This is a genomic window from Noviherbaspirillum galbum, from assembly GCF_010974945.1.
Classification (GTDB): domain Bacteria; phylum Pseudomonadota; class Gammaproteobacteria; order Burkholderiales; family Burkholderiaceae_D; genus Noviherbaspirillum; species Noviherbaspirillum galbum.
The window spans coordinates 1-24984 of the sequence record NZ_JAAIVB010000075.1 but is presented as its reverse complement, the minus strand read 5'-3'; the positions used below and the strand labels follow the sequence as shown (position 1 = coordinate 24984).

Here is a 24984-nt window from a genome sequence, read left to right as displayed (position 1 = left end):
CCAGGCTACAGCACGACGCGCAACGAAAAGAACGCGCGGCCGTCGCTCAGCGGACGCAGCGAGCAGGCCAGCGGCTCGGAAGCCTTGCGGGCGATGTCGATCAGGCCCAGCCCGGCGCCGCTTGAAGTGGCGGCATCGCGCGGCCGGCGCAGCTGTTCCTTGTATTCCGCCTTGAGGGCGGCCTTGTCCTTGCTGGCGATCTCCGCCACGCGCTCGGCGAGGGCATGGCCGTCCGCCATGTCGATCATGTTTGCCGCCGACACGACATAGCGGCCGGCTCCGTCACGGGAAATGACGACGGTGGCGGACACGTCGCTGTCGTTCCATCCCTTGCTGGCGGCATAGTGCCGGATGTTCTGCGTCATTTCGATGTAGGCGCCGAAGACATCCATCGACGAGGTCGGCGTGGCATGCTCGCGCTGCAGGTAGTTGCGCAGCGCCAGGCCGATTTCCTCGATCAGGCTCCTGGTGAGCGGCCCGTTGAAGCACAGCAGGATGCGCTGCGCATTATAGGTCTGCTGCAAGGAAAAAAGATCCATCAGTTCCATGGGTGTCCTTGTTGTCTGGCGAAACGGAATGCGATGACGGTGATGTCATCCCGCTGCGGATGATCGCCCTGGTACTCCGCTAGTGTAGAAGCAAATGCGCCGGGCTGCCGCTGCAGCGGCAGGGTGGCATGCCGGCGCAGCATCGCGACGAAGCGGCTGTTGCCGAAGCCGAAGCCCTTGTCGCCGCCCGCCTGGTCGAGGATGCCGTCGGTGGCGAGATAGAAGGTGCGCTCCGGCGTCAGGTCGACCATTTCGTTTACGAACTGCGCGCTCTCGCGTTCGCCGAGCGAGCGGCGCGTGCCCGCGACCGTGCCGGAATCGCCGCCATCGCCCCAGTGCAGCGAAATGCCGGCGCCGGCAAAGACCACCTTGCGGGCATCGCGGTCGACGTGCGCCAGGCCGGCATCCATCATGGTCACGATGTCGCGCTGGCGGCCGTCCACCTGCAGCATGGTGTTGAAGACGTGGCCGGCGCGGCGCAGGATGCCGGCCGGGTCGCCTGCGCCGATCTCTTCGATCGCCTGGTCGACGGCGGCCCGCGCCAGCATGGTCATGAACGCGCCCGGCACGCCGTGCCCGGCGCAATCGAAGACGCCGATCAGGCAGCCGCCCGCGACCTCGCGGTAGACATAGAAGTCGCCGCCGACCGTGTCACGCGGCCGCCACAGCACGAAATGATCTTCGCCGAATGCCGCCTCGAGCTGGCGGTCGGGCAGGATGGCGCGCTGGATGAGGCTGGCATAGGCGATGGAATCCTGGATCTTCTTGTGGGCGGCAGCCATCTCCTTGTTGGCATGCACCAGCTCCCGCGTGCGCTCGCGCACCGTGTCTTCCAGTTCGGCGGTATGCCGCCTCACCTTGTCGGCCATGACCCGGAACGCGCCGGTCAGGGCGCCGAGCTCGTCGCGCCGGCCGGCGGGCAGAGTGATCGAATAGTTGCCGTTGGCGATCTCCTGGGCGGAGTGCTTGAGCTTGAACAGGGGCCGCATCACCAGCCGGTTGAGCGCGTAGACATAGGCAGCCATGATGATGCCGATCAGGGCCAGGCCGGCCAGCACCACCCATTTCAGCAGGCTGGAATCGATCAGGTTGGCGGCATCAAGGTCGACCGCGGTGAGCGTGTACCACTTCAGTTCCGGAATGTAGGAAACGGCGACCAGCTGCTCGCGGTCCGCCATGCGCGCGGAAAACAGCTCGGCGCTGCCCGGGTTGCGGTAGGCGGCATCCATCGCCGCGCGTGCGTCGTCGGCGTCATGGGCGCGCTGCAGCAGGCCGAACAGCGAGGTGTCGGCGCCGGTGGCCTGGGTGCCGGAATTGAAGGCGATGCGCTTGTTGTCCGGGTGCGCCTGGATGGCGCCGTTGCGGTCGATGATCATCGGCGTGACCCCCTCTTCGGCGGTCACGATGAAGCGGTGCAGGAATTCCGACAGGTCGAGTCCCGTGCCGGCGAGGCCGAGCCGGCGGTCGCCGTCCAGGACCTGCACGTTGAACCAGACCTTGGTCAGCCCGAGCTTGGTGTCGGGATCGACATTGATGTTGAACGCCTGGCTGCTTCGCATGCTGTTGAAGAACCAGGCATCGTTGGGGTCGTCGGCCTTGAGCTGGTAGCGCGGCTGTGCGCTGAACGGAGCGCGGGTATCGTTGAAATAATAATTCCGGCTGCCGGCCGCGATCAGGAAATAGGAATGATCGGTGAAATCCTGGCGGAAGCTTTCCGCTTCGCGCAGCGCCCTCGCGCCGGCGACCGGATCCTGGTCGGTTTCCATCCACTGGCGTATCGCTTCCGAGCGGGCCAGGCGCAGCGACAGGGCGAGCTCGCGCATGACGGGCGCGACCATCCTCTCGCGATTGAGAAGAGTGAAGTTGCGCGTGTAGGCAGCGCCGAGATGGGAGCGGACGGACTGCAGCGCCTTCCAGCCGATCAGGGCGGCGAGCGCGAGCACGAGCAAGGATGTGCCGACCAGGGCGATGACAGATTTTTCGCGCAGGCCGAGCGCCCGCCGCATGGGTCCTCCGATTTTCGATGCGATTGCAGGCATTCATCCCGCCTGCCATGTACCAGGGGACACTAACATCGCCGCAGGGAAATTTTGCCAGCGCTTGCCGGCGCGCGCAAATGAAATCGGCTGGCCGGCCGGCATCTGCGCATCCGGCCATTGCCGGAAATGACGATTTTGAAGGCGGCTTCGCAGGTCAGCCCGCGATCCAGGCCTGCCATGCGAAGAAAACGGACAACCCGACGACGATGGTCAGCAGCTGGCGGCGGGTGACCGCGGCCGCCAGGATGGCGATCGTTGCCGCGACGAGCTGCGGATTCCGCCAGTGGAATTCCATGCCGCCGCCGCGGGGCGCGAGCACCATGGGCACGATGATCGCCGTGAGCACCGTGACCGGAATGAACCCGAGCGCCTGCCGAAGCAGGGGCGGAAAGTTGATGCGCCCGCCGAGGATGAAGATCGCCGCCTTGATGATGAAGGTGACGATCGCCATGCCGAGGATGACCAGCGTGCCGTTGGTCCCGCTCATGTGCGCGCTCCGGCGGCTTGCGCCTGCCGCGCCCGTTCCAGCAGCATGCCGGCGGCGACGCCGGCCAGCACCGCGGCCATGAGTCCGAGCTTGTAGGGCAGCCCGCGCAGCAGCCAGGCGCAGGCGCCGGCCGCCAGCGCCGCGCCGAGATGCGGCATGCGGTCGAGCTGGGGCACGACGATGCCGATGAAGGTGGCGACCATCGCGAAGTCGAGGCCGAGGTGCTGCAGCTGCGGGAAGGCGGCGCCGAACAGCAGGCCCGCCAGCGTCCAGGCCTGCCAGTTGAGATACATGCCCAGGCCCGAGCCGAGGAAGTACCAGTGGCCATCGGGCGACCGGGGATGCGACCGGTAATGGGCATTCATCACGGCGAAGGTTTCATCGGTCATGAGGAAGCCGAGGCTCCAGCGCCAGGCTGCCGGCAGGCCGGCCACATGGGGCAGGAGCGCCGCGCCGTACAAGGCATGCCGCAGATTGACGATGAAGGTCGTCAGCCAGATGACCAGCAGGCTGGTCTGGCCGGCGATCAGGCCGACTGCGATGAACTGGCTGGAGCCGGCGAACACCGTCATCGACATCATCTGGCCTTGCCAGGGCGCCAGCGGTCCGGCGCCGGCCAGGGTGCCGAAGATCATGCCGAAGGGCGCGGCGCCGATCATCATCGGCAGGGTGTCGCGCGCGCCGGCGAGCAGGCTGGATAGGCGCGAGGAAGACATGGGCGTCACTCGAACTTTCAATACAGCGACGCGGATACACGCGCCGGCAATTCACGATCATAGGCCGCGCCATCGATGCGGGCGTTGCTGATGTCGGACAGCAGCTTGCCGGGCGTCGGCAGGCTGGCGCGGTCGACATGCCGCTCCGGATCCCAGAGCCCGGAACGCACGATGGCGCGCGAGCATTGGAAGTAGACCGCGTCCACCGTGATGACCAGTGCGACCTTAGGCTCCTTGCCATCGATCGCAAGCCCGGCAAGCAGCGCCGGATCGGCGCTGATGCGCGCGCGGCCGTTGACGCGCAGGGTCTCTCCCATTCCGGGAATGAGAAACAGCAGGGCGCATTGCGGATTGACGACCAGGTTGCGCAGGCTGTCGATGCGGTTGTTGCCGCGCCGCTCGGGCAGGATGATGGTCTTTTCATCCAGCACCTTCACCACGCTGCGCGGATCGCCGCGCGGCGAGCAGTCGGCGCCCTGCGGTCCCGACGTGGCGAGCGCGGCGAAGGGCGATGCCTCGATCAGCCGGCGGTAATTGTCGTCGAGCCGGTCCAGCTCCTTGACCAGGGAATTCTCGGCGACCGGCGCAAACAGCGCGGCAAGCGCGGCTTCGTCGGCAATGTCGAACTGCGGGCGGGGAACATGCATGGGGCGGTCCTCGGGATGTTTTTATGCCAGGTCCCATTGTTGCAGAATTTCGCGGGGCATGATGATTCGCGGCGTGGCGCATGCGCGTGGAACGGCCCGGCGCCGGGCGGCAACGCGGGGCGATGTGAATCTGGCTCACAGCGCATGTCAATAAATGTCGCTAGGGACGCAGGGTGGCGAAGACTACAATGCGGTAAGCCTAGCCGCGCCGGGAGCCCGGCGCGCTCCATTCCTTCATCATCCTTCCATGTCCAACGCCAACCTGTTCCGCCTGCTGGTGCTCAGCGCCATCTGGGGCACCAGCTTCATGCTCATGCGCATCGCTTCGCCGGTGCTTGGTCCCATGCTGACCACGCTGGGCCGCGCCGGCCTTGGCGCGATCGCGCTTTATCTGTTCGCGCGCGCCCGGGGCGTGGATTTCCAGCTGCGGCGGAACGCCAAGACCTACCTCGTCATCGGCCTGTTCAACACCGCGATTCCCTTCGTGCTGTTCGCGTGGTCGGCGCTTTACATCCCGTCCTCCTACATGGCAACGATGAATTCGCTGGCGCCGGTATTCACTGGCGTCTTCGGCTACCTGATGCTCAAGGAAAAACTGACCGCGGTGCGGCTCGGCGCGTTCATCCTCGGGATGGTCGGGGTGGCGGTGCTGGTCGGCGTCGGACCGACGGCGGTGACGACGCAGACCGTGCTGGGCGTGCTGGCCGCGATGGGCGCGGCGGTCTGCTACGGATACGCCGCCACCTACACCCGCATGCACGCTTCCGGCATCCCGCCGCTTGCCAGCGCCGCCGGCAGCCAGATCAGCGCTTCGCTCGCCATCCTGCCCTTCGCCCTGCCGGACCTGCCCCATGCCATGCAAACCGCCACCCTGCACGCCTGGCTCGCGGTCGCTTTCCTCGGACTCGTGTGCACGGGCGTGGCCTACGCCATGTTCTTTCACCTGATCGCCACCGAAGGCGCCAGCAAGGCGATCACCGTCACCTTCCTGGTGCCGGCAACGGCTTCCTTGTGGGCATGGCTGCTGCTGGGCGAACCGGTGACGCCCGGAACGGTGGCGGGTATCGCCACGGTGCTGCTCGCCACGGCGATCGCCGTGGGACTGGCCGAGAAGGCCCTGCTGCTGTTGCGCCGGGGCGCGCGGTCGGCGTAGCGGACAAGGGGAAAAAGGGAGCGAAGAAATGCCGCGCCTTCGCTCCAAGCCTCAGGAGACACTGAGGAGAGACTGCAGTTACCACACGGTGCTGCATTGGTGAATGACCGTGCAGACTGTAGCAGTCCTCCTGCCGGAGAAAATCCGGAAAGCAGGCAGCCTCGTCTAAGAACATTTAGTCGCGAAGCGCTTGTCATCGCCGATCGGCATTCCGCCAGGACATTCCCTCCATTTCATCCCTTCCCTCGCGTCTTCTCCCGCCAGCGCTTGCCGGCTCACGCAAGCGAAGCATGGCGGAAGCAGTCCGCCCTATGGTCGTTGACCATGCCGATCGCCTGCATGTAGGCGTAAATGATCGTGGAGCCGACGAACTTGAAGCCGCGCCGGGACAGCTCCTTCGAAATGCGGTCCGACAAGGGAGTCGTTGCCGGCGCCGCGCCGCTCCAGCGATTCTGCATCGGCTTGCCATCCACGTAGGCCCAGAGGAAGGGCGCCAGGCCGCCTTCCCGTTCCCGGAGTTCCAGGTAGGCGCGGGCATTGGTGATGGCCGCGTTGATCTTGAGGCGGTTGCGGATGATGCCCGGATTGGCGAGCAGTTCGGCGATCTTGGCGTCGTCGTAGCGCGCAATGCGCTCCGGATCCCAGCCGTCGAAGGCGAGGCGATAGTTCTCGCGCTTGTTGAGCACGGTTTCCCAGCTCAGTCCCGCTTGCGCGCCTTCGAGGTTCAGCATCTCGAAGAGCTTGCGCTCGTCGTGGCAGGGAACGCCCCATTCGTGGTCATGATAGGAAAGGTAAAGCGGATTGGCCGGATTGGCCCAGGCGCAGCGGACTAGGGACATGGGACAGGACGATGGAGGTGGTCGACAGCGCCATTGTATGCAAGTCGCCGCGCCCCTGCCCCATCGTTTTTAACCGAGCAGTTCCTGCATCAGTCCGGGCACTTCGTCGACCAGTTCGCCCGCCATGTAGCCGATCTTTCCCACTTTCCCGGCCAGCCGCTCGCCGGCCCGGGCATGCAGCGCCACGCCCCATGCGCACGCCTGCTCGAGGGGCGCGCCGCGCGCGGCAAGTCCGAGGATGATGCCCGCGAGCACGTCGCCGGACCCGGACATCGCCAGTCCCGCGTTTCCGCCTTCGAAGCGCCACGTCCTGCCATCGGGCGCGGCGATGTACGTGGGAACGCCCTTGAGCGCGACCATGGCATTCCAGCGCCGCGCCGCCTGGCGCGCGCAGTCGAGCGCATTGCCCGTCACGGATTCCTTGTCGGTCGCGGTGAGATGCGCCATTTCGCCGGCATGTGGCGTCAGCAGCACCGGCGACGAGAAGCTGGGAATGAAACGCTGCTGCACGCCGGAATGCGCATCCACCGCCTGCAACTGCCGGCGCACGACGTTCATGGCCGACGCGTCGAGGATGAGGCTGGCCTCCGCCAGCTTGGGCAGCAATGCCATCACAAGCGCGCAGGTCGCGGCATCGTCCTGCATGCCCGGTCCGATCAGGACCGCGCCATGGTGCGACAGCAGCGGAGCAAGCTTGTCGGCCGCCGGCAGCGCGATGCCGCCAGCCGGCGTTTCAGGCAGGGCGATGACGCGGGTTTCCGGCACCGCCTGCGCGATGAGCGGAACGATGCTCTCTCCGGCGGCAACCGTGACCTTGCCGGCGCCGGCGCGGAAGGCCGCCCTTGCCGCGATAATCGCGGCCCCCGGAATTTCCGGCGAGCCGGCGATCAGCAGCGCCCTGCCGCGGTCTTCCTTGTCCCCGTCGTCGGCGGGCATGGGCAGCGGCCACGCGCGCAGCGCAAGTTCGTCGAGCTCCGCGAGTGAATCGAAGGGCGACTCCATGCTCATGATTTCGGCGCGGCGGGAACGTCCGGCTCGACGGTCACCGGCGTGCCGGCGTCGCGCAGCGGAGCGACGAAGTTGACGAGCCGCGGCACGAGCTTGCCATGGCGTCCGCGCGCGAGGTCGAACTCATAGGAAGTGACCGAACAGTTTGGCACGTCGTTCTGGCGGTCAATGTCGAGGATGTGTTGTTCGTCCATGCGCTCAAGCAGATAGCGAAAGCAATTGACGATGACCTGGTGCCCGACGATCAATACCCTTTCCTTGCGGTATTCGCGGCAGATGGTGTCGATCACGCTTCGCAGGCGCAGGATGACGTCGCACCAGCTTTCCCCGCCGGGAGGCCGGAAATAGAACTTGCCGACGTGCGAGCGTTGCTCGTGCAGTTCAGGATACTTCTGGATGATGCCGACCTTCGTCAGCCGGTCGAGGATGCCGAATTCCTTCTCGCGCAGGCGCTCGTCGGTGACGAAGGTGATATCGTCGAGGTCGATGCCGGCGGCATTGAGCGCGATCTCCGCGGTCGAGCGCGCCCGTGCGTAAGAGGAGCAGAGCACCACGCCGGGACGTTGCTCGCCGGGCATCTGGCCGAACCAGTTGCCCAGCGCTTCCGCCTGCATGCGTCCGAGCGGCGACAATGGAACGTCGATGTCGCGCGTGGCGATATCGATGAGCGGATGGCCGGCGGCTTCGGCGGCATCGCGCGCGACGTTGCCCGCACTCTGCCCGTGCCGCACGATCCAGATCATGTCAGGCCATTTTTGTTCTGCCATCGTCTTCCCCTTGCATGAAGGGAAAGACAAGATGGCATGCGCGAAGTTCTATCGGATGTTGAAGCGGGTGCGGGCCCAGCGCAGCAAGGCGATGACGATGATTACGCCGAGCAAGTCGGCCAGCGCGGTCCGCGCGTTGACCTCGAAGCCCGCCAGCCCCTTCAGGCCGGTGACGATCATCCAGGCGCTCATGGCGGACAGGGCCACCTGGCTGACGGGGCCGGAATAGCCGCGGGTGAAGGTGGCCAGCAAGCTGGTCTTTTCCGGTTCAGGCGGCTTGCCGGCGGGCTTGTCCATCATCAGGGACCGGTAAGGGCCTGGGCGCTGGGAGCGACCGGCGCGGCGGCGGTGGTCACGGGCTGGTTGTCCGCCCACACCACATTGTTGTCGACCGCATACAGCTTGCAGGGCTGCGAGCTGTTCTTCTGGCATTCCGCGAGCACCTGCTCGACCGGATCGTCGCCATCCTCGGCCCAGCTCCATGCGCCGGTCGGCGACACGGCGAAGGCGCGCGGGAAGGGCTTGCTCAGGAAGACCTTGTATTGCTCCCGTCCGCGGTCGCGCAGATAGGGCACGGCGCCGATGTTCTCGATCGAGGCAAACTCGGTCTTCGGAATCTTGATTTCATCCGACAGGGCAATGACCGGCTCCGTGGGCATGCCGACTTCCCGCAGGAACTTCTCTGTCTCGGGCCACCAGATCTTGACGCCGTCGCGGCTGCCGCTCATGCCGTGCGCGTCCTTCTTGAATGCGCCGAACGCCACAAGCTTGGCGTGGCCGCCGGCCTGGTTGTACGCGTCATACATGCGCGAGGCGAGCTCGGGGCTGAAGTGCTGGTCGTTCGCTCCATAGAACCAGAGGCTGGGCAATGCGGTCCTGCCGCCGAAATTGGCGAAGGCCTTGACCAGCGAGGCTTCCCAGCGGCAGTCGCCGCCATGCATGCGCAGGCCGCCCGCGAAGTTGATCAGTCCGCGCACGCCCGGAAAGTTGCGCGTGCCGAACGCCAGCGCGGTCAGGCCGCCATAGGACTGGCCGGCGACGACGATGCGGTCCTTGTCGACCCATGTCTGGCCGCGCAGGTATTCGAGGGTGCCCTGCAGGTCGTCCGCCTGCATCTGGCCGTGGGCGGTCATGTTGCAGCCCGGATCGGTATAGTCGCCGGTGGACTTCGAAAAGCCCTTGCGCATCGGGATGACGACCGCATAGCCGCGGCGCACGAACTCGCGGCTCAGCACGACGAAGCGGTCGCGGCCTTGCGCGCGCGGGTTGCCCAGCGCCTTGCCGTGGTTCATGATCACCAGCGGGAAGGGACCTTCGCCGGGGGGCTTGAAGATGGTGGTTTCCAGGTCGACGCTCTCGCCGCCGGAGACGACGGGGATCATGACGACTTGTTCGTTCAGGGCTGCATCCAGCGTCACGGCGGGCGCGGGTGCGGAATGGGTTAACAAGATGACGGTGAGCGAGATCAGTCCGATCATCGCCGGAAGGGTCCAGCTCTTTTTCGCGTCACGTTTCTGAAGTAATCGATGAAACATACTTTTTCACACACGACGAATTGGCACACGGTCGCCTAGGCGCCCTCCTGCTTCGCATGCATGTCGGGTGAAGCGCATGGCGCGCAATCCGAATGGCCTGTAGGCGAAGCGTTGTCCGCGTCATTGCCAGAAAACAAATCGTTTCTTGACGCATCTCAACATTGCCCATTCTAAATACTGGATTTCCGACGTTCAATACTCAATCATGCAACTCGTAAAGATTTGTTTCAGCGAATGTGCGAAAGCGGAAACATTCGTTGCAGCAAGGTCAACCGAATTGAGGAAAGACTTGAAAAAGTCGTAAGAACTGCGCTGATTTCAGCGGTCAAAGGGAGGGGAAAGCGGTGCGGCAAGGAGTGGCATGTCGGTCGCCCGTTTCCCGGGTCCGCAACCTTTGCCATGCCATTCAGTCAATGACAGACTGCGCTTTTTTAAAGGATGGAAACATGAAAGTCGACGTGTACAAACGCCCTGACCAGGGAGGTCATTACTCCTACCTCGCCGTGCCCGAGGGCCGCCCCATTCCCAACGAGGCAACGAACATCGATTGGGAAACGGCCGAGCACAACGTGGATCTGGATGAAGACAACGAGTCCGTGCAGGGCCTCGATGCGCGCGATGCGCTGGAGCAGATCAAGGACAAGGGGTATGCGATTTCCAGCGTGCAGGACAAGATCCGCATCGGACCCAACGTCTGAACGCCACGCACTGAAATGAAAGGAGGCGGTTGCCTCCATGCGTCCATCGTCGGGAGGTCGTCCTGACGATGGCTGGAATCATTCCTCGAACGGCGCCGCCGCGGTCCAGCCTTCCACCGGATCCATCACGGGCGGCATGCCGAAGCGCGGCTGCCGCGCGGCCCATGCGGCCGCGACCGCGCACAGCACCGCATCCAGCCAGTCGGCGGTGCCATCATCGATCAGCGTCTTGCCCAATGCCGGTGCACATTGCAGCCGGATCCCGAGCGGATGCCTGCCCTCCTTCAACGCCTTCACGATCTGCTCGCGCGCTGCCCGACGTTCGGGCGTCTGCTTCGCGCGCTCGTCGCTCTTGTACGAAGCGCGCGTCACCGCACGGGCGATCATTCCCGGATAGCCTTCGAGCGCGATGCGCTGCGGATCGCCTTCATGCAAGCCGTACACTGTCACGCCGGCGGCAAGCAGGCGCCGGGCGCCTTCATGGAACATATACGCCACCGGCGGATTGACCCATTTCATCGACGGGCTCGAGCCCGCCGGACCATCGGTCGCGCGGTGCGCGAACTTGTTGCCGACCGGCCGCGCGTCGCAGAAGGCCTTGAAGGTGTCGCGCAGCTCGGCGCGGCTCAGGGTGGCGCAATGCTCGACCAGCGGCGCCCAGCGCAGCGGCCAGCCAAGATGTTCGACCAGTTCCCGCGACAGGCCGAAGGGAAAGTCGAAGGCGCCCAGCCAGGGCCCGGGCTCGGCCAGCCATGCCTCGAAGGAGTTCCAGCCGGAATGTTCCTCCAATCGATCGACGCGCAGCAGCGCGCCGTCGAGGCGTCCGTGCGCGACCGTGATCGGCTTGGCCTTGCGGGGAGTTGAAGTGAAATCGACGCCGACAATTCGCATGCCTCAAGTGTAGTGCAATCAGGCCACATCCTTGCGGAATGGTTTTGCCGGAAAACCACTCGAAGGGCGTGAACCCTCATTGAACCCTTACTTTCCGGAGCGGCGATGCGTTCCCTGCGGCACACCCTTTTCATCATGGCGCTGGCATTTCTCGGCGGATGCGCCAGCCTGCCAGACGTTGCCTACCTGCGTGACCGCCATCTCGCCCCGAGGCAAGAACCAACCATCGTTGCCGCCGGCGGCGCGCTTTCCACCACGCGCAGCCAGGCGATCATCGACCGGCTCGGCAACAAGGCCGACGCGGCGGAATTCCTCAGCCGGCACGTCGCGGCGGAGCAGGCGATTGCCGGCAAGCCGCTCGTTGCCGGCAACAAGGTGATCCTGCTGGACGACGGGCCGATCACCATGCGCGCCATGATGAGCGCGATCCGCGCGGCCAAGGACCACGTCAACCTCGAGACCTACATCTTCGAGGCGGACGAAGTGGGACGCGCGCTGGCGGACCTGCTGATCCAGAAGCGCGCGAGCGGCGTGCAGGTCAACCTGATCTACGACAGCGTCGGCACGCTCGACACGCCCAAGGAATTCTTCGAGCGCTTGCGCGCGGCCGGCATCAACACGCTGGAGTTCAATCCGGTGAATCCGCTGCGCGCCACGGGTGACTGGGACATCAACCAGCGCGATCACCGTAAGCTGCTGGTGGTCGACGGCAAGGTCGCCTTCACCGGGGGCGTCAACATCAGCAAGGTCTATGGCAAGAGCTCCATCCTCGGCAGCCGCCACGCGGAGCCGCCGCCCAAGGATCCCAAGGAGGCCGCCTGGCGGGACACGCACATGCAGATCGAAGGTCCGGTCGTGGCCGAGTTCCAGAAGCTTTTCCTGGATACCTGGCAACGCAAGACCGGCAACGCGCTCGTCGGCGCCCAATACTTTCCGCCGCTCAAGCAGGAAGGCAACGCCCTGGTGCGGGCACTGGGCAGCACCGCCGACGACATGGACTTCACCATCTACAAAACCTATATCTCGGCGTTCGCCAATGCCAACAAGAGCATCCACCTGACCACGGCCTACTTCGTGCCGGACCGCCAGGTCGTGCAGGCCATGATCGATGCCGCCAGGCGCGGCGTGGACGTGGAGATCATCTTTCCCAGCCTGACCGACGTCGACCTGATCCTGTACGCGGGCCGTTCCTTCTATGAAGAACTGCTCCAGGGCGGCGTGCGGATATATGAACGCAAGGCGGCGGTCCTGCATGCCAAGACTGCGGTGATCGACGGCGTCTGGTCGACCATCGGATCGACCAACCTCGACATTCGCAGCTTCCTGCACAACGATGAAATCAATGCGGTGGTGCTGGGCGCCGACTTCGCGGACAAGATGGAAGCGCTCTTCCAGCGGGACATCCGAGATTCGAACGAAGTCAGCCTGGAGCAGTGGCGCCGGCGCGGCATGGGCGAACGCATGCGCGAATGGGCGGTGCGGTTCCTGGACTACTGGCTTTGACGGCTATCGGCTTTCACGCGCAGGCCAGGTGGATTCGTTCCGGCAATCTGTGATGTAATGGCAACGTCCGCCTTGCAGGCAGGAGGTGGCCGGAAACATCGCGCGCGACAGCGATCCCGTCATTCAACGATAGAGACAAAGGACAACCATGACCCGTACCAGGCAGCTTTCCGTTTCACTGTTTTGCATCCTCGGCCTGGCCGCTTCCGCCGGCGCCCATGCCCAGGCCAGCGGCCTCAAGCGCGAGATGGTGCAGAAGGCCGACATGTCCATTCCTAACCACGAAGCGGTGGTGGCGCGCGTCGAGGTGGCGCCCGGCGCGACGGCTGGCCGCCATAGCCATCCGGGCGACGAGATCAGCTACGTGCTCGAGGGAGAGACCGAACTGCTGATCGACGGGGAGCCGCCGCGCACGGTGAAGGCCGGCGAAGCGTTCGTCATTCCGGCGGGCAAGGTGCATGACGCGCGCAACAGCGGAACCGTGCCGGCCAAGCTGATCGGCGTGTACGCGGTCGAGAAGGGCAAGCCCCTGGCCACGCCCGCTGCCCCCAAGTAAGTCGTTTCCCGCGCCGGCGCATTCGACCTTGCCCCGGCGTGCTCTCCCGGCAGCTCCCCTAGAAGCCTAGACCGATACCGATGCCGATGCCCGACCGCGGCTCGGTGTCGCCGAACAGGATGTCGTCGATCTGCTGGCGCTGCTGTTCGATCAGCGGAACCAGGTTGCGGAACTGGAAGATGGCCTGGGCCTGCTGGTCGTTCGGAATTTGCAGCTGTAGCTGCCCGCGCAGTTCGCCATTCGGGTTGGCGGCGGTATGCACGTCCAGGTAAAAATTACCGTTGCGAAGCGCCGCGTACTGCTCGCCGCTCAAGGTAGCGCGGGCGATCCACACGCCGCTCGGGTCCTGCGCGAGCGGGATGGTCACCGGGCCGTTCACCCCGGCCGCGCCGGAATGCACATGCACGCTGGTGCCGGCGGCGCCATTGATGACGGCGCTGGCCAGCAGGCCGCGCCTGTCCACGTCCACCGTGACAAGGCCGACGCCGCTGGCGATGGAAGCGACGGGCGGCACCTGCTGGGCGCCGATCAGCGTCGCGGTGTACGCCTCGGGAAAATCATCATGCCCGCCGCCGCAGGCGACAAGCATCACGGCAACAAGGGCGGGAAGGGCGCGGCGCCGCGCCCGTGCGATGAGAGACTGGATCGTCACCATGTCATGCACCATCCTTTCGCAAAAGACGATGCATGCTTCGTGCCAGTCAGGTCGGTCAGGTCTTCGGTTCGATGACTTCCTGGGCGACACGGAAGGCATCGACCGCAAGCGGCATGCCGCAGTAGACCGAAGCCTGCAGCAGGACTTCCCGGATTTCCTCGGGCGTGGCGCCGTTGTTGAGCGCGCCGCGGACGTGGCCCTTGAGCTCGTGGGCGCGCCCCAGGGCGGTCAGCATCGCCACCGTGACGAGGCTGCGGGTCTTCAGCTCCAGGACACCGCGCTGCCAAACCGTGCCCCATGCATTGCGGGTGATGTATTCCTGGAGCGGCATCGTGAATTCGGTTGCATTGCCGAAGGCGGCATTGACGAACGCTTCCCCCATGACCTGCGTGCGCATCTTCAGGCCGTCCTGGAATTGCTGGTCATCGCCGAACTGGCTCTGCTGCCCTTGCTGCTGTCGTTCCTCGCTCATGTGCGCCCCTTCGTGAAATCCGGATGTAAAGCCAGATGTTACTCGGTATTGTGGGGCGCCGAGGTATCCGCCTTGCGGGTGACGTAAGCCTGCGCGCGCTGCCGGCGGGCCCAGTCATGGCCATGCTCGCTCGGCATCACGACGGGCACCTGCAGGCACACGCTCTGCGTCGGCAGGACCTGGCCCCAGTCCTGGATCAGCTTGCGGTAGGCCTCGCCCACCGGGCGGATCCTGCGGTCGAGGTCATATAGTCCCAGCGGATTCACGTGGCCATTGTCTTCGCGCAGGGCGCTGTCCCAATCCACCTGGTCGGTCAGCGAATACCAGGTGAAGCCGACGATGGGCACGCCGTCATTGCGCACGCGCAGGACGTTCGCCCATTGCTTGCGCAGCCAGGTCACCGCCTCGTCGCCGTTCGTTCCCTGCATCAGGTTGGTCTCGGTATGCATCACCGGGAGCCGGTAACGTTCATGGTATTGGCGGGTGATGACGGCATAGCCGAAGATTTCGCCTGAAGCCCGGGTCGTGCCGTCGTCGGAGACGAGGTGTTCGTTGGTCATGTAATAGTCGTTGCCCATGATGCAGTGATGCTTGAGATTGTTTTTCATGAAGAAACGGTACTCGTCCCGGGTCATGCCGTTGTCCATGAGATATTCGTACATTTCCGAATCCACGCGCCGGCCATAGTTCAGGTCCAGCGACAGGAAACGCCGCGCATTGGCAAGTTCCGCCGGCCGGATCGCCGCCGGATTTTCGGCATGGAAGTATTCCGACGACTCGCTCTGGATGAACAAGGCATCGGGCCGCTCCTGCAGGATGCATTTCATGGCCAGCACGTTTGCCTTGACCAGGTGCTTGAGCGCCGTGACGAAGGCGCGATCACTCTGCAGCTGTTCGTTCCACCAGCCGTACAGCGCGGAGAACACCGCGCAGATGAACATCTCGTTCACCGGCGTGTAGAGCTGGACCCAGGGAAAGCGATGCGCGAACGCCCGCGCGTAGGCGGCGAACAGTTCGGGGAAGTCGGGGTTCTGGAAATTGCCCATCCAGTCGGGCACGCCGAAATGGCAGAGGTCGACGATGGGCACGATGTCGCGGCGTTCGAGCTCGCAAAAGGTTTCGTCGGCGAACGACCAGTCATGGCGGTCCGGCCCCAGGAAGGTGCTGTGCAGGGGCGGACCGTAGCGCAGGAAATTGATGCCGAGCTCCTGCACCAGGTCGAAGTCGGTGCGCCAATGCCGGTAGTGGCCGCACTTTTCCATTTCATCGACGCGATGCGTGCCATTGCGTATCGTCGGAATGCTGTTTTCGATGCCGGTTGCGAAGATGAATCCGGGTGTCATGGGAAACTTCCTCCTGTTTCCCGTGATGGACATTGCGCGTCAGGGGAAGTTTATGTAGACCGCAGTTCCGGCATGGCGGCCTGCCCGCGGATGGCGCTGAGGAAACACATCAGGGAAGCGGCGGACACCGCCAGCAGCCCCGCCAGCAGGACTGTCGTTCCCGGATGCGCGGCGATGATGCTCGCCGCCACGATGGGCCCGGCTGCCTTGGCAAGCAGGGACGGGCCAGCCAGCGCGCCGGAAATCGCGCCATAGTTTTCCCGGCCGAACAAGGCTTGCGGCACCGTCCCGCGGACGATGGTGAGCACGCCGTTGCTGACGCCGTAAAGCACGCAGAAGATGGCGACCGCATACTGGCGCTCGCCGGCGAACAGCAGGGCCATCAGGGCAAGGGGCAGGAAGGAGAAGGTCAGGATGCCCACCGTCTGGGGCCGGAAGCGGTTCGCCACGCTCATCTCGGCCATGCGTCCGGCAACCTGCATCGGGCCGATCAGCGACGCCATCAGCACCGCGCCAGCGGCGGCATGGCCGAAGCGCTGCAGCAGCGCGATCAGGTGGACCGACAGGGCGGAAAAGATGAACATGTTGGTGGCGAAGGCGAAGGCCAGCTTCCAGAACACCGGATGGCGCACCGCTTCGCGCAGGGTAAAGTTGCGCGCCTGTTCCATGCGCGCGTCAGGCGGCGGAACCGGCGCCCGCCGGCCGGCCGGCAGCAGGAGATGCATCGGCGCGCACAGCAGCGCCTGCACGGCGGCATAGATGAGGAAGGTATCGCGCCAGCCGACCCGGCCGCTGAGCCAGAGCGTGAGCGGCCAGGAGACCGTGCTGGCCAGTCCGCCGAACAGGGTAAGCACCGAGATTGCCTTGCGCGATTGCAGGTGAAACTCGCGGTTGATGGTGGCGAAGGCGGCTTCGTACAGCACCATGGCCATGGCGACGCCGATCAGTGTCCAGGCGGCGATGTACGCGCCGAGGGAATGCACGTTCGCCAGCAGGCCGAGTCCAGCGGCGGCGAGCAGCGAGCCGCAGGCCATGACCATCCGGCCGCCGAAGCGGTCGAGCAGGATGCCGACCGGCGTCGATGCCAGTCCCGCCACGAGCAGGCTCCACGAATAGACGCCGAACACGGTTTCGCCGCGCCAGCCGAGCTCCCGCTGGATGTCGGGGGCGACCACCGCGAACGCGTAGTAAAGGGAACCCCAGGCAGAGATCTGCGTGAAGGCGAGCAGGCGGATGATGTTCCAGGGTTCCTTGAATTGCATGATGTCGGCAAGCGAGGCGTCGGCATCGCCGGGATGGCGAAGCGGTTCCACCACAGTGTACATGGTGTAGCCGGACCGCCCGGCGACAGGCACAATGCTGCTTTTCGCAAATTCGGACAAGGCATGCTTGCGCATTACCTCAAGGGCTTCGGCATGGGCCTCGGCCTCATCATCGCCATCGGCGCCCAGAACGCGCATGTCCTGCGCATGGGACTGCAACGCCAGCATGTCTTGCTGACGGTGGCGACATGCATCGCCTGCGAAATCATGCTCATCAGCGCGGGCGTGGCGGGCATCGGCACCCTCATCGAGCGCAATCCGGCGCTGCTGGCGCTCGCGCGCTGGGGCGGCGCCGCTTTCCTCGCCTGGTATGGCCTGCGCTCCTGGCGCTCGGCCTTGTCGCCGCACGAACTCAAGGCGGCGGCCGCATCGGCGATGGGCACGGGCAAGGCGCTGACCACCGTGCTGGCGGTGACCCTCTTGAACCCGCACTGCTACCTCGACACCGTGGTCCTGCTTGGCGCGGTGGGAGGCCAGCAGGGCGCTGGCAAATGGTGGTTCGCGGCCGGCGCGATGACGGCGGCGGTAGCCTGGTTCACCACGCTCGGCTTCGGCGCGCGCCTGCTGTCGCCGTGGTTCGCGCGCCCGCTTTCCTGGCGGGTGCTCGATGGGCTGATCGGCGTCGTGATGTTCGCGCTCGCGATCAGCCTGCTGGCTGGCTGACCGCCATGTCGCGGCCGTGGATGGCGGCAAGGATCGCCTCGACGGCGGGATGCTTGATGCGCCGCTCGTTCGAGATCGCGTAGAACTGTTCGCGCACGCCGTCGAGCTTGCCCACCTCGACCGCGCCGAACTGTTCGCCGACGTCCTTCGCCAGCGCGGAAGGCGCCGGAAACAGGCCCACGCCATGGCGTCCGAAGGTATTCAGGAGGGCGTTGTCGTCGAATTCGCCGACGACGTCGGGGCGCACGTCCTTGCTTTCGAACCAGTGGTCCAGCCTGCCGCGGATGGCGTTGCCGCGGGTAGGCAGCAGCACCGGCGCCTGGTGCACGCTTGCGGGAAAGCCTTCCCGGTAGCGCTCGGCCAGCGGCGGCACGCCGAATAATGAAATCTCGCTTTCTCCGAGCAGGTGGCTGAATACCCGCAAGGTCGTGCCGGAAGGAACCGGCCGGTCGGTCAGGACCACGTCCAGCTTGTGGACCGAGAGGTTGCCGAGCAGGGATTCGAAATCGTCTTCATGCACGATGAGCTTGACGCGCTGGCCGAGTTGCAAGGCGGCATCCAGGAGCCGGGATGCGATCAGCTTGGGCAGCGAATCCGACAGGCCGACCGCGAGCCGCATGGTCTTGCCGGCATCGGTTTCCGCCAGCACATCCTGCATCTGCTCGCCCAGCAGGAAAATCTGGTCGGCGTAGCCGAGGGCGAGGCGGCCGGCTTCGGTCAGCACCAGCCTGCGCCCCTGCGGCGCAAGCAGCGCCTTGCCAAGGAATTGTTCCAACAGGCCGAGCTGGGTACTGATGGTCTGCACGGCAACATCGAGGCGCTCGGCGGCCCGGGTCAGGCTGCCCTCCTTCGCCACTACCCAGAAGTAATACAGGTGCCGGTAATTCAGTGCGGAAGTCTTCATGGTTCGGTTTTTTCGAAATGAACGTCCTATTATCTTCGCTTTTTCCTTAAGCGTCAGATCCCTATCATGTTGCTTGTCGCGCGGATCCGGCCTGGCTGGCCGGCCTTGTCCGGCGCGTCCTTTTTCGAGAGGGATCCACCATGAATGATCGTTTCACATCGATGCGAAACACGGCGTTGCGCTCGCAGACCGCAACGACGGTGATCGACGGCGCGGCGCACCGCGTGCTGCGCAACACTTACCTGCTGCTGGCGATGACGCTCGGCTTTTCCGCCCTGATGGCGGGCGCCGCGGCGGCGCTCCGGTTGCCGCATCCGGGCATCCTGATCACGCTGGCGGGCTTCTACGGCCTGCTCTTCCTGGTCACGAAATACCGCGACCGCGGCCTGGGCATCGCCTTTACCTTCGCCCTGACCGGCTTCATGGGCTATACCCTGGGCCCGATCCTGACGCATTACCTCAACATGCCCCATGGCACGCAGACGGTGATGCTGGCCCTCGGCGGCACGGCGGCGGTGTTTCTCGGCATGTCGGCCTATGGCCTGATGACCAGGCGAGACCTGGGATTCATGAGCAGCTTCCTCGGCATCGGCGTGCTGGTGGCTTTCCTCGCCGGCCTCGGCGCGATCTTCTTCCAGATCCCCGCCCTGTCGCTGGCCGTGTCCGCGGTGTTCGTGCTGCTGATGTCGGGCATGATCCTGTTCGAGACCAACAACATCGTGCGCGGCGGCGAAACGAACTACGTGATGGCAACCGTCAGCCTGTTCGTTTCCATCTTCAACCTGTTCACCAGCCTGCTGCATCTGCTGGGCTTCGCCGGCCGTGACTGATCCGGCCTGACTCCCAAGGGCGCCGCGAAACCGGCGCCCTTGTTTTTTGACGAGCACGAACACCAACCGGGGCATTCCTCATGCTAGAACTTCTCACCAATCCGCAGGCCTGGATGGCGCTGCTTACCCTCACCGCGCTGGAGCTGGTGCTGGGCATCGACAACATCATCTTCATTTCCATCCTGGTGGACAAGCTGCCGCGCCACCAGCAGGAGTTCGCGCGCCGGCTGGGCCTGTTCCTGGCGATGTTCATGCGCATCGGACTGCTGCTCGTCCTGTCGTGGATCGTTGGCCTGACCGCGCCCCTGTTCAACGTCCTGGGCCAGGAAATTTCCGGACGCGACATGGTGCTGATCGGCGGCGGCCTGTTCCTGCTCTGGAAGAGCGTGGGGGAAATCCACCAGGCCTTCGAAGGCGCGGAGGGCATGGTGACGCAGCGCGCGCACCTCGGCTTCGCCGCCGCCATCGCGCAGATCATGCTCATCGACCTCGTGTTTTCCCTCGACTCCATCATTACCGCGGTCGGCATGGTGGACCAGGTGCCGGTCATGATCGCCGCGGTCGTCGCGTCGGTGGGCCTGATGATGTGCTTCGCGCGCCCCATCGGCAATTTCGTCTCGGCGCATCCGACCATCAAGATGCTTGCCCTGTCCTTCCTGGTGGTGGTGGCGGTGGTGCTGATCGCCGAAGGTTTCGGCCACCACGTTCCGAAGGGTTACATCTATAGCGCGATGGCGTTCTCGGTGGTGGTGGAGATGCTGAACATCCGCCTGCACCGGCGCGACGCCGGCCCGGCGAAGCATCATGCCCCGGAGCATTCCGGGACCTGACGCGGAAAACGGGCGGGGCGGCAGTCTGATAAGATCGGACCCGCCCTGCCGCATTTTCCGTCATGACCAATCCCCTCTCCACATTCCGCTCCTTCCGCTTCTTCTTTTTCAGCCGCATGGCGACGACCATGGCCAACCAGATGATGATGGTGGTGGTCGCGTGGCAGATGTACGACCTGACGCACAGCGCGTATGACCTCGGCACGGTCGGGCTGGCGCAGTTCCTGCCCTCCCTGGCACTGGCGCTGGTGGTGGGACAGGTCGCGGACCACTTCGACCGGCGGCGCGTGCTGGCCTGGTGCCTCGCGGGGCAATTGCTGATCGCGGCCATCCTCATCGCCGGCACCTTCGGCGGCTGGCTCAACCGCGAAGCCATCCTCTTGTGTTCGGTCGGGCTTGGCGCCGCCAAGGCGTTCCAGCTGCCGACCCAGCAGGCCCTCGGGCCGCTCCTGGTTCCGCCCATCGTGCTGCCGCGAGCGCTCGCCATCAGTTCCGCCGGGTCGCAGTTCGCGATCATCGTCGGCCCGGCGCTCGGCGGCTTCCTATATGTCGCCGGCGCCGGTGCGGTTTATGCGACGAGCGCCGTGCTGTTCGGCGCGGCGATCGCCTTCGTGCTCGCGGTAAAACTGGAACAGGCCCCCGACCGGCCACAGCGGCGCGAGGCCGTCACCATGCAAAGCCTGTTCGCCGGCATCTCCTTCATCTGGCATCGCAAGGAGGTGCTGGGTGCCATCTCGCTCGACCTGTTCGCGGTGCTCCTGGGCGGCGCGACCGCCCTGCTGCCGATCTTTGCCAAGGACATCCTGCATGTCGGCCCGTGGGGGCTTGGGCTGTTGCGTTCCGCGCCGGCGGTGGGCGCGCTCGCTATCTCGCTCTACCTCACACGGCATCCGATCCAGCGCCATGTCGGCCGTGTCATGTTCGGCTCCGTGGCAGCCTATGGCGTGGCGACGCTGGTATTCGGCCTGTCGACTTCCTTCACCGTGTCGCTGATCGCACTGGGCTTGTCCGGGGCGTTCGACATGGTGAGCGTGGTGATCCGGCAATCGCTGGTGCAGCTGGACACGCCGAACGACATGCGGGGCCGCGTCAGCGCGGTGAATTCGATCTTCATCGGCGCATCTAACCAGCTTGGCGAATTCGAGTCGGGCGTGACGGCGGGCTGGTTCGGCACGGTGCCATCGGTCATCATCGGCAGCGCGGGAACGCTGCTGGTGGTGGCGGCGTGGATGAAGCTGTTTCCGCAGCTGACGCGGCGCGAACGCCTGACCGCGGACCCGCCGCCCTGATCCAGGCAACGATGACCTCGCAGGTAATGGCTGACCGGCGCAAGGCTGCGCTACCATCCATGCATGACGACGACACTTTCCTTTCCGGCCGCTTCAGGCCGCTCGGCGGGAGATTACCTGCGCGAATGGCGGCAGCGCCGCCGCATGAGCCAGCTCGACCTTGCGCTGGAGGCCGAGATTTCCACCCGACACCTCAGTTTCATGGAAACGGGCCGCGCGACGCCCAGCCGGGAAATGGTGCTGCGCCTCTCGGAGCGGCTGGACGTGCCGCTGCGGGAGCGCAATGCCTGGCTGATGGCGGCGGGATACGCGCCGATGTATTCCGAGCGCAAGCTGGATGATCCGGTAGCCGGGCCGGCGCGCAAGGCGATGGAACTGGTGCTGGCGGGTCACGAGCCCTACCCTGCGCTCGCGGTCGACCAGCACTGGAACCTGGTGATGCACAACCGGGCCGTTCCCTTCCTGCTGAAGGGCGTGTCCGCGGCGCTGCTCGCGCCTCCGGTCAATGTCTTGCGGCTGGCCCTGCATCCCGAGGGGCTTGCCCCCCGCATCGTGAACTACATGGAATGGCGCGGCCACCTGCTGGCCCGGCTGCGCCAGCAGATCAGCGTCAGCGACGACGCCGTCCTGAAAGACTTGCTCGAAGTACTCGCGGCCTATCCGATGCCGGCAGGCCAGCCAGGCCGCGCGGACCAGGCCCTGCCGGGACACGACGTGCAAGTGGTCGTGCCGCTGCGCTTCGACAGCGAAGCCGGACTGTTGTCGCTGATCAGCACGACGACGGTATTCGGCACGCCGGTGGACGTCACGTTTTCGGAACTGGCGCTGGAATCGTTCTTTCCGGCGGATGCTGCAACCGCCGCCATCCTGAGGCGGGTCGCCGGGGAGGAATGAGCTCAGGCGAGCTTCATCAGGGACACCGCCACGACGGTGGCGAGCAATCCGAAAAACAGTGCGCTTCGTGCAATCACGCGCTGGCGCTTGCTCTCGAACTCCTTGCGAGCCCGCAGCCTGTTCTTGAAATGTTCCTTCTGCGCGCGCGCGCGAACCTGGCGGCGTTCATGAGAACTCATCCTGTAGGGGATGTCGCTTGTGTTCATGCTGTCTCTTCCTTTCCTGGCGGATAGGCGTAATTTGCCTCCTGCACCGGAAAGCGCATTGACAAAGAGCAAACATGATGTGGGGAAAGAGCGTGCGGTCGGCCGACGCGCTCAGAGCAGCTTGTCGAAATCTTCCGCGCAGACGGGCCGCGAGAACAGGTAGCCCTGCGCGTAATCGCAGCCGCTTGCCGCGAGCAGGTCGCGCTGCATCTCGGTCTCGACCCCTTCGGCAATCACCTTCATGCCAAGCTTGTGGGTCATCACGATGATGGCTTCGCAAAGGGCGAGGTCATCGGAGCCAGGCGCGAGGTTCTGCACGAAGGCGCGGTCGATCTTGATGTAATCGATGTCGAATTTCTTCAGGTAGGCAAGCGAGGAATAGCCGGTGCCGAAGTCGTCCAGCGCCACCTGCATGCCGGCATCGCGGAACCGCAGCAGGCTTTCGGTCACCTCGGCACCCTTGTCCATCAGGATGCTCTCCGTGATTTCGACCACGATGTTCTGCCCCGCGATCCCGAGGCCCTGCAGGTGCCGCAGCCAGGCGTGGTGGTCGATTCCGCCGGACTGGAACTGCAGGGGCGAGACGTTCACGCTCACCTGGAAATCCCGTTTTCCAGCCCGGTACCAGCGGGCGGCATCCCGCGCGGCCTGGCGGAACACCCAGTCGCCCAGTTCCGCGATCAGGCCGGTCTGCTCGGCGATCGGAATGAAGGCGGCGGGGCTGACGAGGCCGTGGCGCGGATGCTGCCAGCGCACTAGCGCCTCGGCCTTGTGGATCGCTCCCGTCCGCAATTCGACGATGGGCTGGTAGTGCAGGCAGAACTGGTTCTCGGCCAGCGCCACCCGCAGGTCGTTCACCAGGCGCTTGCGCGCCTGCGCCGCATCCTGCATGGAAGACATGAAGAAGCTGAAGCGGTTGCGGCCTTGCTCCTTGGCGGCATACATCGCCTGGTCGGCATTCTTGAGCAGGGTCGCGCCTTCCTCTCCGTCGTCGGGGTAGAAGGTGATGCCCACGCTGGCCGACAGGTAGATAGGTTCCGCGCCGATGTCGAATGGCTGGCACATGATGTGCAGGATGGCGTGCACCGCGCGCTCGACGTCATGCACGTTGGCGACGTCGCCGATGATGACGCTGAACTCGTCGCCGCCCAGGCGCGCGACGGTGTCGGTCTCGCGCACGCATTGCTGCAGGCGCCGCGCCGCAGCCTGCAGCACCCTGTCGCCCATGCCATGCCCGAGCGTGTCGTTGACTTCCTTGAAGCCGTCGAGGTCGAGGAACAGCAGGGCCACGCCGGCATCGTTGCGCTGCGCCTTCTTGAGCGCCTGCTCGAGACGGTCATGGAACATGCTGCGGTTGGGAAGGCCGGTGAGCGCGTCGAAGTTCGCCTGCCGCCAGATCAGCGCATCGGATTCCTTGCGGCGGGTAATGTCGGAAAACTGGCTGACCCGGCACACGATGCCGCCGTCATCGCCGTGGACGGTGTTGATCGACAGGCTGCGCAGGAATTTCTCGCCGTCGCGGCGGCGGGTCCAAAGCTCCCCCTGCCATTTTCCGGTCGCCAGCACGCTGGCCATCATGTCGTTGAAGGTTTGCGGATCCTCGCGGTCGGAACCGAGGATGGCGATGTCGCGCCCGATGATGTCCTGCGGCGCATAGCCGGTGATTTCGCTGAAGGCGGGATTGACGGTGACGACGAGGCCGCGCTTGTCCACCACGCTCATGGCTTCATGGCTGTTCTGGTAGACGAGGGATGCCATGCGCTGGGCTTCTTCCGCCTGCCTGCGCTTGGTGACGTCGAACACGATGGAAAACAGCAGGGTTCCCATGCGCGATTCGATCGTGGAGGAATGCACCTCGACGTTGCGCACCTGTCCGTCGGCGAGCCGGTGATGGAAGAAGAAGTAGTTCCGCTTTTCCTCGACGGCCTGCTGCATCTCGCTGCGGATCTCTTCCGGACTGTGGGTGTTGATCCGGGTGATGGGCATGTTCCTCAGCTCATCTTCCCGGTAGCCATAGAAGGCGGCCGCCGCGCGGTTGGCATCGATGATGCGTTCGCTCGCGGGGTCGATCAGCAGCATGATGGAACCGTGCCTGCGGAAGAGCCGCTGGAACAGTTCGTCGCTCCCGACGGAGGACGAAAAGCTGATCGGTTCGTCGGCTTTCATTTGCAGAGCATCAAGGTCTGGTC

Annotated in this window: 27 protein-coding genes; 9 read left to right on the top strand and 18 right to left on the bottom strand. The window is 65.0% G+C overall.

Translation table 11 applies throughout. The features are described 5' to 3' along the window. Positions 1-5: 5 nt before the first annotated feature. From siaB to G3574_RS22105, 5 genes are all read right to left on the bottom strand, one after another. Positions 6-548, bottom strand: a complete 543-nt coding sequence (gene siaB, locus G3574_RS22125; protein WP_163967719.1) for a biofilm regulation protein kinase SiaB — start codon at positions 546-548, stop codon at positions 6-8. Then, positions 539-2587: a biofilm regulation protein phosphatase SiaA gene (siaA, locus tag G3574_RS22120; RefSeq protein ID WP_235953562.1), complete on the bottom strand. Its 2049-nt coding sequence runs from the start codon at positions 2585-2587 to the stop codon at positions 539-541. Before siaA ends, siaB begins: the two co-directional genes overlap by 10 nt. A 154-nt stretch (positions 2588-2741) precedes the next feature. Continuing rightward, entirely contained in the window at positions 2742-3074 is a 333-nt protein-coding gene (locus G3574_RS22115) for an AzlD domain-containing protein (protein WP_163967718.1), read from the bottom strand. Next, positions 3071-3790, bottom strand: a complete 720-nt coding sequence (locus tag G3574_RS22110) for an AzlC family ABC transporter permease (RefSeq protein ID WP_163967717.1) — start codon at positions 3788-3790, stop codon at positions 3071-3073. The genes G3574_RS22115 and G3574_RS22110 overlap by 4 nt, the downstream gene beginning before the upstream one ends. 17 nt (positions 3791-3807) lie before the next feature. Further along, complete coding sequence (locus G3574_RS22105; RefSeq protein WP_163967716.1) at positions 3808-4437, bottom strand: pyridoxamine 5'-phosphate oxidase family protein; 630 nt, start codon at positions 4435-4437, stop codon at positions 3808-3810. 247 nt (positions 4438-4684) lie between these two features. Here G3574_RS22105 and G3574_RS22100 point away from each other — a divergent pair, with 247 nt between their 5' ends. Next, positions 4685-5590, top strand: coding sequence for a DMT family transporter (locus G3574_RS22100; protein WP_163967715.1), 906 nt, complete (start codon positions 4685-4687; stop codon positions 5588-5590). Positions 5591-5865: 275 nt separating this feature from the next. Here the strand turns inward: G3574_RS22100 and G3574_RS22095 are convergent, their stop codons facing one another. From G3574_RS22095 to G3574_RS22075, 5 genes are all read right to left on the bottom strand, one after another. Next, complete coding sequence (locus G3574_RS22095; RefSeq protein ID WP_163967714.1) at positions 5866-6429, bottom strand: DNA-3-methyladenine glycosylase I; 564 nt, start codon at positions 6427-6429, stop codon at positions 5866-5868. Between the two features lie 69 nt (positions 6430-6498). After that, positions 6499-7437: an NAD(P)H-hydrate dehydratase gene (locus G3574_RS22090; protein ID WP_163967713.1), complete on the bottom strand. Its 939-nt coding sequence runs from the start codon at positions 7435-7437 to the stop codon at positions 6499-6501. Beyond that, entirely contained in the window at positions 7434-8204 is a 771-nt protein-coding gene (locus G3574_RS22085) for a histidine phosphatase family protein (RefSeq protein ID WP_163967712.1), read from the bottom strand. The genes G3574_RS22090 and G3574_RS22085 overlap by 4 nt, the downstream gene beginning before the upstream one ends. Positions 8205-8252: 48 nt before the next feature. Continuing rightward, entirely contained in the window at positions 8253-8504 is a 252-nt protein-coding gene (locus tag G3574_RS22080) for a hypothetical protein (protein ID WP_163967711.1), read from the bottom strand. Further along, on the bottom strand, positions 8504-9682 hold the full coding sequence (locus tag G3574_RS22075; RefSeq protein WP_163967710.1) for a dienelactone hydrolase family protein: 1179 nt from the start codon (positions 9680-9682) through the stop codon (positions 8504-8506). The genes G3574_RS22080 and G3574_RS22075 overlap by 1 nt, the downstream gene beginning before the upstream one ends. Before the next feature lie 503 nt (positions 9683-10185). On the opposite strand from G3574_RS22075, the gene G3574_RS22070 reads away from it, so the two are divergent. Then, entirely contained in the window at positions 10186-10437 is a 252-nt protein-coding gene (locus tag G3574_RS22070) for a DUF6139 family protein (protein ID WP_163967709.1), read from the top strand. A 78-nt stretch (positions 10438-10515) separates the two neighbouring features. On the opposite strand, the gene G3574_RS22065 is transcribed toward G3574_RS22070, so the two are convergent. Beyond that, on the bottom strand, positions 10516-11328 hold the full coding sequence (locus tag G3574_RS22065; protein ID WP_163967708.1) for a DUF429 domain-containing protein: 813 nt from the start codon (positions 11326-11328) through the stop codon (positions 10516-10518). A 105-nt stretch (positions 11329-11433) separates the two neighbouring features. On the opposite strand from G3574_RS22065, the gene G3574_RS22060 reads away from it, so the two are divergent. Further along, a complete protein-coding gene (locus G3574_RS22060) occupies positions 11434-12831 on the top strand; it encodes a phospholipase D-like domain-containing protein (RefSeq protein ID WP_163967707.1) in 1398 nt (465 codons plus the stop codon). Between the two features lie 148 nt (positions 12832-12979). Beyond that, complete coding sequence (locus tag G3574_RS22055) at positions 12980-13387, top strand: cupin domain-containing protein (protein WP_163967706.1); 408 nt, start codon at positions 12980-12982, stop codon at positions 13385-13387. A gap of 58 nt (positions 13388-13445) precedes the next feature. On the opposite strand, the gene G3574_RS22050 is transcribed toward G3574_RS22055, so the two are convergent. From G3574_RS22050 to G3574_RS22035, 4 genes are read right to left on the bottom strand one after another with little or no spacing between them, the layout of a single operon-like run. Further along, positions 13446-14042, bottom strand: coding sequence for a CHRD domain-containing protein (locus G3574_RS22050; RefSeq protein WP_163967705.1), 597 nt, complete (start codon positions 14040-14042; stop codon positions 13446-13448). Positions 14043-14097: 55 nt separating this feature from the next. Then, positions 14098-14514 carry a carboxymuconolactone decarboxylase family protein gene (locus tag G3574_RS22045; RefSeq protein ID WP_163967704.1) on the bottom strand — a complete coding sequence of 139 codons (417 nt, stop codon included), beginning with the start codon at positions 14512-14514 and terminating at the stop codon, positions 14098-14100. 38 nt (positions 14515-14552) lie between these two features. Beyond that, positions 14553-15857 carry a family 1 glycosylhydrolase gene (locus G3574_RS22040; protein WP_163967703.1) on the bottom strand — a complete coding sequence of 435 codons (1305 nt, stop codon included), beginning with the start codon at positions 15855-15857 and terminating at the stop codon, positions 14553-14555. A gap of 50 nt (positions 15858-15907) precedes the next feature. After that, positions 15908-17182, bottom strand: a complete 1275-nt coding sequence (locus G3574_RS22035; protein ID WP_235953561.1) for an MFS transporter — start codon at positions 17180-17182, stop codon at positions 15908-15910. A gap of 60 nt (positions 17183-17242) precedes the next feature. On the opposite strand from G3574_RS22035, the gene G3574_RS22030 reads away from it, so the two are divergent. Then, positions 17243-17842: a LysE/ArgO family amino acid transporter gene (locus G3574_RS22030; RefSeq protein ID WP_163967702.1), complete on the top strand. Its 600-nt coding sequence runs from the start codon at positions 17243-17245 to the stop codon at positions 17840-17842. Here G3574_RS22030 and nhaR read toward each other — a convergent pair. Further along, positions 17823-18746, bottom strand: coding sequence for a transcriptional activator NhaR (nhaR, locus tag G3574_RS22025; protein ID WP_163967701.1), 924 nt, complete (start codon positions 18744-18746; stop codon positions 17823-17825). The genes G3574_RS22030 and nhaR overlap by 20 nt on opposite strands. 140 nt (positions 18747-18886) lie before the next feature. Between nhaR and G3574_RS22020 the strand changes: the two genes are divergently transcribed. The 4 genes from G3574_RS22020 (at position 18887) to G3574_RS22005 (ending at position 22589) form a co-directional block, all read left to right on the top strand. Further along, positions 18887-19576, top strand: coding sequence for a Bax inhibitor-1/YccA family protein (locus G3574_RS22020; RefSeq protein ID WP_163967700.1), 690 nt, complete (start codon positions 18887-18889; stop codon positions 19574-19576). Between the two features lie 80 nt (positions 19577-19656). Then, the gene (locus G3574_RS22015; RefSeq protein ID WP_163967699.1) at positions 19657-20406 is read left to right on the top strand and encodes a TerC family protein; all 750 of its coding nucleotides are present in this window, start codon (positions 19657-19659) and stop codon (positions 20404-20406) included. A 62-nt stretch (positions 20407-20468) separates the two neighbouring features. Further along, a complete protein-coding gene (locus tag G3574_RS22010; protein WP_163967698.1) occupies positions 20469-21695 on the top strand; it encodes an MFS transporter in 1227 nt (408 codons plus the stop codon). A 63-nt stretch (positions 21696-21758) separates the two neighbouring features. Next, on the top strand, positions 21759-22589 hold the full coding sequence (locus tag G3574_RS22005) for a helix-turn-helix domain-containing protein (RefSeq protein WP_163967697.1): 831 nt from the start codon (positions 21759-21761) through the stop codon (positions 22587-22589). Between the two features lie 2 nt (positions 22590-22591). Here the strand turns inward: G3574_RS22005 and G3574_RS22000 are convergent, their stop codons facing one another. Further along, on the bottom strand, positions 22592-22795 hold the full coding sequence (locus G3574_RS22000; protein ID WP_163967696.1) for a hypothetical protein: 204 nt from the start codon (positions 22793-22795) through the stop codon (positions 22592-22594). 111 nt (positions 22796-22906) lie between these two features. After that, positions 22907-24984: putative bifunctional diguanylate cyclase/phosphodiesterase (locus tag G3574_RS21995; protein WP_205609881.1), on the bottom strand; the 2078-nt coding region annotated here is incomplete at its 5' end.